Genomic DNA, 15,912 nt, shown 5'->3' with positions numbered 1-15,912 from the left:
AAAATGATAGTGATTTATATTATGTCTGTAATATGAATCAAAAATGAACTTTTTATATTTCTTTTAAAAATGTGTTGAACACACATTATATTTCATATTAATATTTTTATGTAGATTTAAAACGAGAAAGAGAGTGGAAAGTATGGGCCGTAAATGGAACAATATTAAAGACAAAAAAGCATCAAAAGATGCAAATACAAGCCGTATATACGCGAAATTTGGACGTGAAATTTATGTGGCGGCAAAACAAGGCGAGCCAGATCCAGAATCAAATCAAGCGCTTAGAGTCGTATTAGAACGTGCGAAAACATACAATGTACCAAGAACAATTATTGATCGTGCAGTTGAAAAAGCAAAAGGCGGTTCAGAGGAAAATTATGACGAGCTTCGTTATGAAGGATTTGGACCAAATGGAGCTATGGTTATTGTAGATACACTTACAAATAACGTAAACCGTACTGCAGCAGATGTACGAGCTGCATTTAGCAAAAACAGTGGTAACATGGGTGTAAACGGTTCTGTAGCTTACATGTTTGATGCGACAGCTGTTATCGGCCTTGAAGGTAAAACATCAGATGAAGTTCTTGAAATTTTAATGGAAGCAGATGTAGATGCACGTGACATTCTAGACGAAGAAGATGCTGTTATCGTGTATGCTGAACCAGATCAATTCCATTCAGTACAATCTGCACTTAAAGGTGCTGGTGTTGAAGAATTTACAGTTGCAGAATTAACAATGCTTGCACAAAGTGATGTTACACTTCCTGAAGATGCTCAAGTACAATTTGAGAAAATGGTTGATGCATTAGAAGATTTAGAAGATGTACAACAGGTTTACCACAACGTAGACTTAGGAGAGTAATACGATGAAAGCCCCTTTTCGTTTAACGAATAGGGGCTTTTTTTATGAAGTTAATTAAGGTGATGAATTATTAAAGGTATTTTGGTGTAGATAGGGAATATGCTTATAGGGATATATGAAATAACCATTATTTCTAGGAGGCTTAGTATGGAACATAAGACACCAAAGCATATAGTTGCCGTAGCAGGTTATTTAACAAATGAGAAAAATGAAGTGTTATTAACAAAGGTACACTGGCGAGCTGATACGTGGGAAATGCCAGGAGGACAGGTAGAAGAAGGAGAAGCACTCGATCAAGCTGTCTGTAGGGAAATAAAAGAGGAAACAGGGTTAACGGTGAAGCCTATCGGAATTACCGGGGTTTATTATAATGCCTCTATGCACATTCTAGCTGTTGTTTTTAAAGTAGCATATGTGAGTGGCGAAATAAAAATTCAACCTGAAGAAATACAAGAGGCTAAATTTGTTGATTTAAATGAAGAGAACATAGATGAGTATATAACTCGTCCTCATATGAAATCCAGAACGCTTGATGCAATGAGTGCAACACATTGTATTCCGTATGAAACGTGGGAAGTACAGCCATATAATTTAATAGGAAGATTGTAAAGAAAAGAGTAGCTGATTTGAGATACATTCAAATCACTACTCTTTTTTGTATACTGTTTAAGAAAAAGGTCAAAATAATAATAGTGTTAGTATTGATTTATAGAACGTTTGTTCTGTATAATGTATATGTTATATACATTAAGATTACTAGATACTCAAAAGTACATATATTTGTAGATGATATAATTAAAGTATAAAGTGAAAATATAATAGCCTTAAGGCTTACTCTGTTATTGGTTATTCGTGATTGAATATAATCTATAATCTATATTCAATATTTCAGATGAATAGTAGATAAAAAAGGTCTGTGATACAATACTTTTTTACCCCGCTATTTGCCGGGAACGTGATTGGTGAGGGCTGATTAAAGTTTCACTTTATACCTTACAATGATGTAAGGTACGTGTAAGAGAAATCGATGGGATATTTTTTTACAACAATGTATTCTTAAAGTAAGAGTTATATGCTGTGTGGAAAAGAGGTGTTCAAGATGAAAGAACGAGTATTATCTAGGGTGAACTATCATCAAAAAGTTGCATTAAATCCAATGACTAAACTTTTTTATAAAGCCATTATATTATTATTATTGTTAAGTTGTACGTTATTATTCATTGGAAATGTAATGATTGAGAAAAGTGACATTAGTAAATTACATGTACCGGCTAATTTAGAGGTGCCAGAATCATTAACACATGCATTTATTGCGACAGAAGATAAAAGATTTTATCATCATAACGGTTTAGATTATATAGCAATTATTAGGGCCTCTGTTGAGAATATAAAGGCTGGTGGTGTCGTGCAAGGAGGAAGCACGATTACACAGCAGCTATCTAAAAATGCTTTTTTAACTAATGAGCGTACATTTTCTCGTAAGTGGAAAGAGATTTTTTATACGAAAAAAATTGAACGCACATTTACGAAGGATGAAATTTTAAAATTATATGTAAGTAACATTTATTATGGTGAAGGAGCATGGGGAATTGAAAAAGCAGCAAACCTTTACTTCGGTAAAAAGGTGAACCAATTAACGTTGGCGGAAAGTGCAATGATGGCTGCTGTAGTAAAAGCACCTGCTTATTACTCACCTGCCCAAAATTATGATAAAGCAGTAGAGAGACGAAATGTTGTGTTGAGACTAATGGAGAAAGAAGGCTATATAAGCCATGATGAGTATGTTCAAGCAGTTAGTGAGAAATTAGTAATTCGTCATGATATAAAAATAGAGCAGTCGATGTTAAATAGTGCGCGTAAAAAAGCAGTAAGTTAAGAGAAGTTCCTACAGAGGAGCTTCTTTTTTTGAATAAATTGTGACAAATTGTGACACAATATCGTCACAATTATTGTGTTTTTGTAATTTATGTGAGCGTGTTCATTGCGTGACGTATATAAGTGTTGATATTATGTGTATTGTGTACAATGCTGTATACAGAATATGAATTTAAAGAGGAATGTATATGAAATCAAATAAACTCATGGCTCTTGGTATAGTTTTTTCTATCGCAGTATTGATTGTAATTGGAACAATTGCGTATAGCATCATAAATGACAAAAAAGATAAAGGGAATGAGATGTTTGCTTATTCCACGCAACAATCTTTAGGGAAAGATGATGCTCCAGTTAAGGTAGTTGAATTTGGAGACTTTAAATGTCCTGCTTGTCGTACTTGGGATGTAACAGTATTACCTCGATTAAAAGAAGAGTATATTGATAAAGGCAAAGTGCAGTTATATTTTATTAACTTCCCATTTATCGGAAAAGACTCGGATTTAGGTGCAGCAGCTGGTGAAGCAATTTATAAACAAGATAAAGATTCATTCTGGATTTTCTATGATGAGATTTATCAAAATCAAAAGAAAGATACGGAAGAATGGATTACAGAAGATTTGCTTCTTAGCATTGTGAAAGAGAAACTTCCAAAAGTTGATGTAGAGCAATTTAAGAAAGATTTACACAGTAAAGAAATTACAGAAAAAGTACGTAAAGATTCAGATCGTGCTCAAAAATTAAAAGTTCAAGGTGCTCCTTCAGTATATGTAAACGGAAATCTTGCAAACCCTGATTTCGATAGTATGAAGAAGGCCATTGATAAAGAATTGAAAAAGTGATGAGGTCTCTCATCACTTTTTCGACTTTTTTCGATAAAATTCTTGCCTCTATTTTTTTAACATGCTATACTACTTTACATAAGTTATTCTAATATCTTATATGTAATTCATATTTGCGGGTGTAGTTTAGTGGTAAAACAAGAGCCTTCCAAGCTCTGGTCGAGAGTTCGATTCTCTTCACCCGCTCCAAATTTTATTAAATGTTTTTCTATAAATTGTGATCAACGCAGTGTTTCGTTTCCGAGATAAACGAGGCATTGCGTTTTTTAATGTTTGAAAAATATAATTACATGCGAAAATAGAAGTAAATAATAGTATTCCAAAAGTGAATTACTAACCAATAAAGTCGTTACATAAGGGATGATGGATTCATCTGAGGAGGCGATTAAGAGTGGATTTTGAACAATTAAAGCAAGATGTAATTGCGTATAGTAAAACAATTGGCATAGATAAAATAGGCTTTGCGAGTGCTTCTCCTTTTGAGGAATTAAAGCAGCGCTTAATCCAGCAACAACAATTAAATTATCAATCTGGATTTGAAGAGCCTGATATAGAGAAGAGAACGAATCCGCAACTTTTATTACCGGGTGCTAAATCAATTATTGCGATTGCTTTAGCATATCCTTCAAAATTAAAAAATGCACCATTAAGTAAGCGTGGAGAACGCCGTGGAATTTTTTGCCGTGCTTCTTGGGGACAAGATTATCATCTTGTTTTACGAGATCGTTTGCAAAAATTAGAAGCATATTTAATTGAAAAACTTCCAGATATAGAAGTGAAGTCCATGGTTGATACAGGTGAATTAAGTGATCGAGCTGTATCAGAGCGTGCAGGCATTGGCTGGAGTGGGAAAAACTGTGCTATTATTACACCTGAATTCGGTTCGTACGTATACTTAGGGGAAATGATTACAAATGTTCCATTCCCGCCAGATAAGCCGATAGAAGATCAATGCGGGGGCTGTACGAAATGTATCGATATTTGTCCTACAGGTGCTTTAATACAGGGGGGACAGTTAGATTCGAAGAAGTGTATTGCGTTTTTAACACAGACGAAAGGATTCCTACCTGAAGAATATCGCGATAAAATAGGAAATCGTATATATGGATGTGATACGTGTCAGACTGTTTGCCCGAAAAACAAAGGAATGGATTTTCATAATCATCCTGAGATGGAGCCGGATCCTGAGCTAGTTAAACCATTATTAACGCCACTTTTAACAATTAGTAATCGTGATTTTAAAGAGAAATATGGGATTATGTCAGGGTCATGGAGAGGGAAAAAGCCACTGCAAAGAAATGCGATTTTAGCATTAGCACATTTTAAAGAAGCATCGGCAATTCCTGATTTAATTGGTGTTATGAAAGATGACCCAAGACCGGTATTGCGCGGAACGGCAGCATGGGCACTTGGGAAAATTGGGGGAGATGGAGTAGGCGAAGCGATTGAGAAAGCGATGGAACGTGAGAAAGATGAAGAAGTACTTCATGAAATGAATCGCGGGCTTGAATTGTTAGCACAGAAAAAAGAGTAGATAATATTTCCCTTTTTCATATTGTAATATGGGAGGGAAACGAAATGGCTGTAAAAATGAATATTGAAAAGCAAGTACAACAGTTTTTAGCATATATCACAGAGAAACGAACAGACGTGGATGGTATTGCTGAGGATTTACTACAAATGGCACAGAGAAAGAAACAATTGTTTCAAAGGCGTAGTGCACATATAGTGAAAGCAATTGCGGATGTTTCTTTCATTAGACAATTAAATAGTAATGACCATCAAGAAATTGATTATCAAATACATTTTAAATATTTAATTAAGCATAAAGAATTATTTTATATTGAAGAGGAACAATTAAAACGAAGAGTTTGTTTAAATAATAGTCGGATTATAGGCGATTATGATATTGAAGTGTCAGAAGAAATTAGAATGGGTGAGACATTAGAAAGGGAAATTACGAAAGAGAAGTACGGTTCTTATCAGTATAATCGTTTAGAGGCAGTGAAATATGCAGAGCGTTGGTGGGATGACCGAAATCCTATGTATCGTAATTTCCCTGATAATTGTACGAATTTCATTTCTCAATGTCTTCATACTGGAGAAGTACCTATGAACGGATATCCTAATATTCGTAAAGGATGGTGGCAAAGGGAGAATCAGTGGAGTTGGAGCTGGGCTGTTGCACATTCTTTTTATTGGTATTTGTCAGGTGCTACAACAGGACTTCGAGCAGAGGCGGTAGAGAGGCCAGAAGAACTTATTCTTGGAGATGTAATTGCTTATGATTTCGAGGATGACGGAAGATGGAATCATACGACGATTGTAGTAGCAAAAGATGCAGATGGTATGCCGCTTGTAAATGCACATTCAGCAAATAGCCGTCGACGTTATTGGAACTATGAAGACTCTAGTAAATATACACCACAAATGAAATATAAATTCTTTCATATTATTAATGGGTAGAGATTTTTCGCTCAAGTGGTATAATACGTAGTAGACAAAAAACAGAGGTGAATATCGCGTGGGAGTACATGTTGTTTTATATCAGCCAGAAATTCCAGCAAATACAGGAAATATTGCTCGTACTTGTGCAGCAACTGGAACAGAATTACATTTGATTAGACCGCTTGGATTTTCAACGGATGATAAAATGTTAAAGCGTGCCGGATTAGATTATTGGCAGCACGTGAAAATTACGTATTATGATTCAATTGAAGAATTTTATGAAAAAAATAAAGATGGTGAATTCTTCTATTTAACGAAGTATGGCGAGAAAGCTCATACAGCGTTTGACTATAGCAAGCGCGAGAAGGATTACTATTTTGTATTTGGAAGAGAAACAAACGGCTTACCAGCTAATGTAATCGAAGAAAACTTTGATCATTGTTTACGTATTCCAATGACAGATAAAGTACGTTCATTAAATTTATCTAATACAGCAGCAATTTTAATTTATGAAGCATTCCGTCAACAAAATTACCCTGGATTAGATTTAGAAATCGTTTATTAAAAGTCGCCATATGGCGACTTTTTTTTATAAAATAAAAATAATATGTGATCATACGTTTAAAAGAGAGGACATAATCATATAGAATGGGATATATGATTAAAAATAGATAAGACGGGTTGAGATAAATATGAAGGAAGAATATAGTAATCAAAATACCTTTTTAAGTATGATAGATATGGATTTAATTAGACAAGGGTTATTACATGCTATTCAAGATTTAGTATTTATATTGAAAGTTATTGATGATGAAACGTTTAAATATATGTATGTGAATAAAATAGGAATGGATTATGCTAGGTTAAGCGAAGAGTGCTATGGAAAAACTTTTGCAGAAGTATTACCGAAAGATATAGCGGGGATATTGCAAAGGCAATATGAAAAAGTAGTGAGAGAAGCGAAAGCACACACTTTTTGTGATGTAGTCAAATTACCAAAAGGTGAGATACATTATGAATCTTCACTTAATCCTGTCTGCGATGAAGAAGGAATATGTCAATTTGTTATTTGTATTACAAGAGATATTACAGCTCAAATTGAGGAGAAGACAGAGATAGAGGAAAAACAAATGTTATTTAAGTCGTTACTGGAATATAATAATGACTCAATTATATCTATAGATTCTATAGGGAGAGTTACATATGCAAATCCGGCAACGTATGAAATATTTGGATACCGGTATGAGGAATTAAATAATAAATTTATTTTTGAATTTATTAATAAAGAATATGAAAAAGATTTTCAAATTATATTTAAGGGATCGATGCAAGGAAAAGCAAAACAAATTGTTTCAAAGAAATATGTTCATAAAGAAGGGTACGAGCTATATATTTCTTTGAGAACTATCCCGATTATTGTGAACGGTGAAATTGTTGGAGTGTATATTGTTACGAGAGATGTTACAAGGCAAGTATTAAACGAAATGCGAACAGAATATTTAGCTTACTATGACCAGTTAACAGGATTAATGAATAGAATTTCATGTACAAATAAGTTAAATACTTTTTTAAAAGAGAGTATAAATTTTGCGCTTGTATTTATAGATTTAGATGAGTTTCATCGTATTAATGATACATTTGGTCATAAAGAGGGAGATAAAGTATTACAAAAAGTGACAGAATGTTTAAGCAATCTAAAAATAGAAGGTATGCACTTATTTAGAGAACACGATGATCAATTTGTTATGTTGATAGAAAATATAACGAAAGAATGTGTAGAGGAAGTTGCAAAAAGCATACTGAAAAATATTAGTGAATATTTTGTAATTGAGAAAGAAGATGTATATTTAAGTGCGTCAATTGGAATTGTAATGGCTCCAGCAGATGGAGAAGATGAAAAAATACTATTTCAGAGAGTCGATGCTGCCTTAGAAAAAGCAAAAGACAAAGGAAAAGGACATTATCATTTTTATTGTAGTGGATTAGACTGTGAGCGTGAACAAAGGTTTATAATAGAAAACCAGTTACATCGTGCTATAGAAAAAAATGAATTTTTCTTATATTATCAGCCACAAATTAATATTGAGACGAAAAAAATAGCTAGTATGGAATCTTTAATAAGGTGGGAGAATAAGGAATTAGGATTTGTTTCTCCAAACCAATTTATTCCGTTGGCAGAAAGAACAGGATTTATTATTAAGCTCGATGAATGGGTAGTAAATCAAGTGTGTCAGCAACTGCGCGAATGGTTAAATAAAGGATATGAAGTGGTCCCAATTGCAGTTAATATTTCAGCTAGACACTTTCGCTCTATTACATTAATAGAGATGATTACACGGGCTTTAAATAAGTACAATGTACCAGCTCATTTATTAGCGATAGAGGTTACAGAAGGAGCTCTTATACATAAAGATATATCGAAGAGAGTGTTACTACAATTAAAAGAAGAAAATTTAAAGATTCATTTAGATGATTTTGGAACAGGTTATTCATCTTTAAGTTACTTAAAAACATATCCAATTGATACTTTAAAAATTGATCGTTCTTTTATGGAAGGTATACATATAGATGAACGTGATACGAATATTACAGCTGCAATTATTCATTTAGCTCATACTTTAGAATTGAATGTAATTGCAGAGGGAGTAGAAAAAAAGGAGCAAATACAGTTTTTGAAAGAAAAGAATGTGAAGCTTGTACAAGGTTATTATTATAGCCGACCACTATCCAAATATGATATGGAAAATATGTATTATAAATAATGCATAAAAAATGATGTGCTAAAAGCACATCATTTTTTATGTGTACCTGGTTTGTCATTGTAACCGGATGTAAAAATCGCTGTAAGAAATGTGAGTGATACACCTAAAATTAATAATAATTTCATACTAATATCCTCCTTACTTTTTTCGGTTCACGAGTTTTATTTATTACCCAAAATGTATGTAAGGTTCTTAGAAGAAAAGAATTTATTTATAATGAATAGCAGTGTAAAAACGTTAATACCTATATTATACAGAATTTTCTTTGAATTTTGGAGAGAATTTTAGCGTGCTATTATATATTTCGTTTTGATTTAAAGAATGTTTAAGGACATCCTAGCATACCTTTTATAATAATCCGATTGAACAAGGAGATGGGGGAGGAGCTATAATGGATATTCTAAAAAAGATTGAACAGCATCGAGCAGCAGAAGAACGTTTACAATGGGAAGGTACGTTTGCGGAGTATTTGGAGCTTGTGAAAGAAAGACCATGGGTGGCTCAAACAGCACACTCTCGCATTTACAATATGATAAAAGATGCCGGAATTGAAGAAGTTGATGGTAGAAGAAAGTATAACTTCTTTAGTAATCAGCTCTTTGGATTAGAGGATGCTCTAGAACGTCTTGTAGAGGAATATTTTCATCCATCTGCAAAACGATTAGATGTTAGAAAAAGAATTTTATTATTAATGGGTCCTGTTAGTGGAGGGAAATCAACGTTAGTTACGATGTTGAAACGAGGATTAGAAACATATTCAAGAACAGATCGCGGAGCAATTTTTGCAATTAAAGGATGCCCAATGCATGAGGATCCACTGCATTTAATTCCACATCATTTACGAGATGATTTCTTTGATGAGTATGGAGTTAGAATTGAAGGGAATTTATCACCACTAAATGTCATGCGTTTAGAGCAAGAATACGGATCAAGAATTGAGGATGTAGTTGTAGAGCGTATTTTCTTCTCTGAAGATCGCCGTACAGGGATTGGTACATTTAGCCCGTCTGATCCAAAATCACAGGATATTGCAGATTTAACAGGTAGTCTGGACTTTTCTACGATTGCAGAATATGGTTCAGAATCAGATCCCCGTGCGTATCGATTTGATGGAGAATTAAATAAGGCAAACCGAGGAATGATGGAGTTCCAAGAGATGTTAAAATGCGATGAGAAGTTTTTATGGCACTTATTATCGCTTACGCAAGAAGGGAATTTCAAAGCGGGAAGATTTGCGCTTATTTCAGCAGATGAATTAATTGTAGCGCATACGAATGAAACAGAGTATCGCTCATTTATAGCAAATAAGAAAAATGAAGCATTACACTCAAGAATTATTGTAATGCCAGTTCCTTATAATTTACGAGTAAGTGAAGAAGAACATATTTATGAAAAAATGATTCGTGAAAGTGATGTGTCGAATGTTCACATTGCACCACATACACTTCGCGTTGCAGCAATGTTCACTATTTTAACTCGTTTAAAAGATCCGAAGCGTCCGGATATTGATTTAATTAAAAAGATGCGTTTGTATGATGGAGAAACGGTAGAAGGTTATAATGCGATTGATGTAGAAGAATTACAACGCGAATATCAAGATGAAGGTATGAAGGGTATTGATCCTCGTTATGTCATTAACCGAATTTCGTCTACAATCATTCGAAAAGAGGTACCATCTATTAACGCGTTAGATGTACTTAGATCTTTAAAAGATGGGCTGGATCAGCATCCATCGATTAGTAATGAAGACCGTGAACGTTATATGAATTTCATCTCATTAGCGAGAAAAGAATACGATGAAATCGCGAAGAAAGAAGTACAAAAAGCGTTTGTTTATTCATATGAAGAATCAGCTAAGACGCTTATGGATAATTACTTAGATAACGTCGAGGCGTACTGCAATAAATCGAAATTACGTGATCCGTTAACAGGGGAAGAAATGAGTCCAGATGAAAAACTAATGCGCTCAATTGAAGAGCAAATTGGAATTTCAGAAAATGCTAAGAAAGCATTCCGTGAAGAGATTTTAATTCGCATTTCTGCTTATGCCCGTAAAGGAAAACGCTTTGATTATAATTCACATGAACGTCTTCGTGAAGCGATTCAGAAAAAACTATTTGCTGATTTAAAAGATATAGTGAAAATTACAACATCAACGAAAACACCGGACGAAAATCAGCTTAAGAAAATCAATGATGTTGTTGCACGTTTAATTGATGAGCATGGCTATAATTCTTCTTCAGCAAATGAATTACTACGCTATGTAGGTAGCTTGTTAAACCGATAGTTTGATAACAAAACGCTGTCTCTTGTATTTTGCGGGACAGCGTTTTATTATCCGTTCATATGTGTGTAAAGTGTCATACCTTGTCCAAATGTAATAAATTAAGATGCAATTTCATGAATTTATTGTCAATTATTTTTACAATATGCATATGATAGAGTAACCAACCATTCATACGAAAAAAGCCAACACAATACAATATGTTGCAAAGTAAAAATGTGTGCAACAATGCATTGTGTTTCTTTCTTATCAGTGGCTGAATATTTCTTTCTATTATGTGAGTGGCAAAATTTTGTTTAGGATGCTCGGGGTATTGTATGAAAAACGTTATAAATGTTTATGGGATGATTTTCTATGGGCAGTTACCTTTCAAATATTCTAGCTTGCACATTACAGAACAAAATTTGTAGCTTGCTGTTCATACAGGAAGACAATTACAGTAAGGAGGGAAAGGAATGGGCGAAGAAAATCAACCAAATTATACGATTTCACAGGAAAACTGGTCCCTCCATCGCAAAGGATATGACGACCAACAGCGCCATCAAGAAAAAGTACAAGAGGCAATTAAGAATAATTTACCCGATCTTGTAACAGAAGAAAGTATAGTTATGTCTAATGGCAAGGATGTTGTAAAAATACCAATTCGTTCTCTAGATGAATATAAGATTAGATACAATTATGATAAAAATAAACATGTTGGGCAAGGAAACGGTGACAGCAAAGTTGGTGATGTCGTTGCGAGAGATGGATCAGGTGGTCAAAAACAAAAAGGGCCAGGAAAAGGGCAAGGAGCAGGAGATGCAGCTGGGGAAGATTACTATGAAGCTGAAGTCTCTATTTTAGAATTAGAGCAAGCGTTTTTCAGAGAGTTAGAGCTGCCTAATTTAAAGAGAAAAGAAATAGATGAAAACCGGATTGAACATGTTGAATTTAATGACATTAGAAAAACAGGATTATGGGGAAATATCGATAAGAAACGAACAATGATATCCGCATATAAACGAAATGCGATGCGTGGTAAAGCATCTTTCCATCCAATTCATCAAGAAGATTTAAAGTTCCGTACTTGGAATGAAGTATTAAAGCCAGATTCAAAGGCTGTTGTGTTAGCGATGATGGATACGAGTGGATCGATGGGAATGTGGGAGAAGTATATGGCACGTAGTTTCTTTTTCTGGATGACAAGATTTTTACGCACAAAGTATGAAACAGTTGATATTGAATTTATTGCTCATCATACAGAAGCGAAAGTCGTTACAGAAGAAGAATTTTTTTCAAAAGGAGAAAGCGGTGGAACAATCTGCTCCTCCGTATACAAAAAAGCACTCGAGCTAATCGATAATAAATATTCACCAGACCGCTATAATATTTATCCATTCCATTTTTCAGATGGTGATAATTTAACATCAGATAATGCTAGATGTGTAAAGCTTGTGGAAGAATTAATGAAGAAATGTAATATGTTTGGATATGGGGAAGTGAACCAGTATAACCGCCACAGTACACTCATGTCAGCCTATAAAAATATTAAAGATGAAAACTTTAGATACTATATTTTAAAGCAAAAAGCAGACGTATTTCATGCGATGAAAAGCTTTTTTAGAGAAGAATCAGGTGAGAAAATGGCATAACCTCTTTTAAAGAGGTTCTTTTTTTGTAAACTTTTTATTTTTTCAGTTGACAATGATAATGAAAATCATTATCATTTATTCGAGAAATGATTACATTTCGAATTATATATTTCAGAGGAGATGTAAAGTTGAAACAAAATAAAAGAAAACGTATAAATGCAATGATTATAGTGGCGACGTTATCACTTCCGTTTGCTGTTTATTCAACACCTGCTTTAGCGGCAGTAGCAATTGAGACGAATAAAACGGGACAAGGTTTAGAAGATGGTACATATGACGCTGTTATTAAAGCGTATAAAGATAAAACGAATGAAGAGTCTATGGCAGCTGTTTATATAAAGGATCCGAAACTAACAATTGAGAATGGAAAGAAAATTGTAACAGCAACGTTAAGTGATAGTGATTTCTTTCAATACTTGAAAACAGAGGATATTCATACTCCAGGTGTGTTTCATGATGTGAAAGTAATATCAGAAGATAAAAAGAAAAATGGAACGAAAGTGATTCAGTTTGAAGTAGGGGAATTAGGAAAAAGGTATAATATGCGAATGCATATTTATATTCCAACAATGGCCTATGACAATAAGTACCAAGTACAGTTTGAAGTAAATACATTGAATTTAGAGAACAATGTTCCAGAAAAACAAAAGGAAAATAAAGAGGATAAAGTGGATCAACAAGATGAAATTGGAAATGTAATAGTAGATAAGCAACTACAAAGGCATATTAATAAATATAATTTGAATAGAGAAAATCTAGATACCCCAATAACTAAGGAAGATTTATTAAAAGTTAAATCTTTAATAGTCGTTGAAGCTAAAAATAAAGGAATACAAGACGTAAGCGGTCTAGAATATATGACGAACTTAGAAAACTTAAAGTTGGAAGAAGTTAAGTTAAAAAATATAAAATTTATCTCGGAATTGAGACAATTAAAATCATTAAGTATAACCTATGGTGAACTTGAAGATATTGGACCTTTGGCTGAGTTAGAGCATATTGAGTTTTTAACTTTGAGAAACAATAAAATCTCAGATTTAAGCCCATTAAGCCAAATGAAGAAGATTAAAATGCTAGATTTAAATAGTAATTATATAAAAGATATTAAACCATTATTTACAGTGAAATCTTTAAGGACTTTGACTGTGGCAAATAATCAAATTAGTAATGATAACCTTGCTGGAATTGAGCAATTGAAAAATGTAAAAAACTTATCTTTAAGTAACAATGGACTTACGAATATTGAACATATTACATCAATGAAAAAATTAGTAGAGTTAGATCTTGCTAAAAATGAATTAGAAAACATCGAACCTTTATCAAGATTATCTACTGTACAATCACTTAATTTAGAAGAAAACTATATTTCAGATATAACGCCACTTAGTCACTTAACAGACTTATATGATTTAAAGCTAGGTTCAAATGAAATTCGTGATGTTAGACCTGTTCAAGAGCTAGGAAAAAGAATATATATCGATATTCAAAGACAAAAAATCTTTTTAGATAATGTAGAAAAAGATAAGGAAGTTAAAATACCTATCTATAATTTACAAGGAGAGCCACTTGATACTATTCAATTGAAGAGTGAAGATGGGATAGTTAATAATGGTTCTGTTAAATGGGGGACTACTGGTGAAAAAACATACGAATTTACGTTGGATATAAAGCCAGAAGAGAATCGTATTAAGTTTAATGGAACAGTAATTCAAAATGTTGTTGAAAGATTAGACGAAATCAAGGAAACAATAAAAGAGGATAATGAACAAAAGGAAAATGTAATTCTCGATAAAACTTTACAACAACATATTAATAAAGAGAATTTAGGTAGAGAGAATTTAAACGCTTCTATTACAAAAAAAGATTTATTACAGATTAAAAAATTAGAGATACTTAAAGAAAATGGAAATGAGATAAAAAATATAACAGGTTTAGAGTACATGACGAACTTAGAAAAACTCACTTTAGAAGGAGTAGGCCTGAAAAATATTGAGTTCATCTCAAACTTGAAACAATTGAATAATGTGAATGTATCTCATAATCAAATTGAAGATATAACACCACTATCTTCATTGGAAAATTTACAGTGGTTAAATCTTGCGGACAATCATATTAAAGATGTAACGGTTATTGGTTCCATGCTAAACTTATTTAGCTTAAATTTAGCTGGAAATGAGATTCGTGATGTAAGGCCGTTAATACAATTAGGTCAGTGGTTTACAATTGATGTTGGAAGACAAAATATCATTTTAAATGATGCAAAAATAAACGAAGAAATTCAAGTTCCTGTATATGATTTAGAAGGAGAAAGTATTGAAAATATTCAATTGGTAAGTGAGGGAGGGACGTTTAATAACGGAGTAATAAAATGGAGTACCCCAGGTGAAAAGGTGTATAAATTTGATTTAGATTCTGATGAAATTAGCATAAGGTTTAACGGAACAGTTATACAGAATATAGTGGAAAAAGAAGAAGAAAAAGAGCCGGTAAAAGAAATTGAAGAAACAAAAGAAGAAGTGAAAGAACCGGTAAAAGAAGTTGAAGAAGCGAAAGAAGAAGTAAAAGAACCGGTAAAAGAAGCGAAAGAAGAAGTAAAAGAGCCAACAAAAGAAGTTGAAGAAACAAAAGAAGAAGTAAAAGAACAGGTAAAAGAAGTGAAAGAACCAATAAAAGAAGTTGAAGAAATAAAAGAAGAAGTGAAAGAACCGGTAAAAGAAGAAGTGAAAGAACCGGTAAAAGAAGTTGAAGAAACGAAAGAAGAAGAAAAAGAATCAGCAACAGGATTGGATCAAGAGCCAAAAGGGAATAATCAAGTTGTTGAAAAAGAGAGAAGAAAAGCAGATACTTTAAATAAACAACATGCTAATAAGTCTGAGGAAGATAAGAAATCTTTACCATCAACAGGCGGTGAAGCTAGCACATCGACTTTACTTTCTGGAATAACACTTGTTCTTTCCGCACTAAGTATGTTCGTATTTAGAAAGAGATTATTTAAGAAATAAATAACGTTTAATCTTATTATTATATATAATTAATTTTTACTTTTTTGAGAAGACATTATCATGGCAGTTTCATTAGAAACATGCATATGATGATGTCTTTTTGTATGAGAAATAGAGTGAAAAACCCATTCGTATGAAAATAATATTTCATATGAATGGGTTTTATTAATTTACTTTTTTCCTCAGTCATCACGGATTCAGAAGTAATT

General features: G+C 33.1%; 11 protein-coding genes and 1 tRNA gene. All 12 read left to right on the top strand.

The annotated features are described in order from the left end of the window. Positions 1-142: 142 nt before the first annotated feature. The 12 genes from BUA87_RS24050 to BUA87_RS23995 all read left to right on the top strand — a co-directional run bounded on the left by BUA87_RS24050 (position 143) and on the right by BUA87_RS23995 (position 15,703). Complete coding sequence (locus BUA87_RS24050; RefSeq protein WP_072941031.1) at positions 143-862, top strand: YebC/PmpR family DNA-binding transcriptional regulator; 720 nt, start codon at positions 143-145, stop codon at positions 860-862. A gap of 147 nt (positions 863-1,009) precedes the next feature. Further along, complete coding sequence (locus BUA87_RS24045) at positions 1,010-1,471, top strand: NUDIX hydrolase (RefSeq protein ID WP_072941029.1); 462 nt, start codon at positions 1,010-1,012, stop codon at positions 1,469-1,471. A gap of 490 nt (positions 1,472-1,961) precedes the next feature. Further along, on the top strand, positions 1,962-2,738 hold the full coding sequence (locus BUA87_RS24040) for a transglycosylase domain-containing protein (RefSeq protein ID WP_000664716.1): 777 nt from the start codon (positions 1,962-1,964) through the stop codon (positions 2,736-2,738). Between the two features lie 187 nt (positions 2,739-2,925). Continuing rightward, positions 2,926-3,576, top strand: coding sequence for a DsbA family protein (locus BUA87_RS24035; RefSeq protein ID WP_000841308.1), 651 nt, complete (start codon positions 2,926-2,928; stop codon positions 3,574-3,576). A gap of 115 nt (positions 3,577-3,691) precedes the next feature. After that, positions 3,692-3,765 (top strand) — tRNA-Gly (locus tag BUA87_RS24030). 202 nt (positions 3,766-3,967) lie between these two features. Further along, on the top strand, positions 3,968-5,110 hold the full coding sequence (gene queG / locus BUA87_RS24025) for a tRNA epoxyqueuosine(34) reductase QueG (protein ID WP_000345209.1): 1,143 nt from the start codon (positions 3,968-3,970) through the stop codon (positions 5,108-5,110). A gap of 44 nt (positions 5,111-5,154) precedes the next feature. After that, on the top strand, positions 5,155-6,042 hold the full coding sequence (locus BUA87_RS24020) for an amidase domain-containing protein (protein ID WP_000279322.1): 888 nt from the start codon (positions 5,155-5,157) through the stop codon (positions 6,040-6,042). A gap of 58 nt (positions 6,043-6,100) precedes the next feature. Then, a complete protein-coding gene (trmL, locus tag BUA87_RS24015) occupies positions 6,101-6,589 on the top strand; it encodes a tRNA (uridine(34)/cytosine(34)/5-carboxymethylaminomethyluridine(34)-2'-O)-methyltransferase TrmL (RefSeq protein ID WP_000538147.1) in 489 nt (162 codons plus the stop codon). Positions 6,590-6,716: 127 nt separating this feature from the next. Next, on the top strand, positions 6,717-8,786 hold the full coding sequence (locus tag BUA87_RS24010; protein ID WP_072941027.1) for a sensor domain-containing protein: 2,070 nt from the start codon (positions 6,717-6,719) through the stop codon (positions 8,784-8,786). A 391-nt stretch (positions 8,787-9,177) separates the two neighbouring features. After that, complete coding sequence (locus BUA87_RS24005; protein ID WP_000353273.1) at positions 9,178-11,073, top strand: PrkA family serine protein kinase; 1,896 nt, start codon at positions 9,178-9,180, stop codon at positions 11,071-11,073. Between the two features lie 452 nt (positions 11,074-11,525). Next, positions 11,526-12,701: a sporulation protein YhbH gene (gene yhbH / locus BUA87_RS24000; protein ID WP_000503516.1), complete on the top strand. Its 1,176-nt coding sequence runs from the start codon at positions 11,526-11,528 to the stop codon at positions 12,699-12,701. Between the two features lie 128 nt (positions 12,702-12,829). Beyond that, positions 12,830-15,703, top strand: coding sequence for an NEAT domain-containing protein (locus BUA87_RS23995; RefSeq protein WP_072941025.1), 2,874 nt, complete (start codon positions 12,830-12,832; stop codon positions 15,701-15,703). Positions 15,704-15,912: the final 209 nt, after the last annotated feature.

This window comes from Bacillus sp. bc15, assembly GCF_900142585.1.
GTDB classification, from domain to species: domain Bacteria; phylum Bacillota; class Bacilli; order Bacillales; family Bacillaceae_G; genus Bacillus_A; species Bacillus_A cereus.
The sequence above is the reverse complement of the archived record's forward strand: the minus strand, read 5'-3'. Positions and strand labels throughout refer to the sequence as shown.